This window comes from Streptomyces sp. MBT65 (assembly GCF_016612545.1).
In the GTDB taxonomy this organism is placed as follows: Bacteria; Actinomycetota; Actinomycetes; order Streptomycetales; family Streptomycetaceae; genus Streptomyces.
This window is the reverse complement of sequence record NZ_JAENRY010000790.1, coordinates 1-390: the sequence shown is the minus strand read 5'-3', so window position 1 is coordinate 390 and position 390 is coordinate 1. Positions and strand designations below refer to the sequence as shown.

Here is a 390-nt window from a genome sequence, read left to right as displayed (position 1 = left end):
CGCAGGGTCCGCAGACCGGCCCGCACCTGGACATGACCGGAGAGGCATCCATCCGTCGGATGAGCAGCGCACCCCCCGAACCGACGCTCCCCGAACCGATACCCCCCGAACCGACACCCCCTGAACCGACGCCCGCCGCACCGGGTGCACCTGCCGACGACACGACGGCGGACCCCGCCTGCGAGGACGACTCGTACAGCGGTTACGAACCCCTGTGATCCCGGCCCGACCGGGTCCTGAACGCGACGAAAAGGGTGCCCCCTTGCTGTCCTCCAGACGTGCGCGCCGACGCGCGCCCCTCTCCCTGCTCATAGCCGGCTGTCTCGCCGCCGGAGCTCTCGCCGCGATACAGCCGGCCACCGCCGCCGCGGCCACCCCCACCTCTTCGCC

The 390-nt window shown here is 72.3% G+C and carries 1 pseudogene; it reads left to right on the top strand.

The annotated features are described in order from the left end of the window. Nucleotides 1–218, top strand: a pseudogene (locus tag JHN63_RS54170) (hypothetical protein); the annotation flags it as partial. Nucleotides 219–390: the final 172 nt, after the last annotated feature.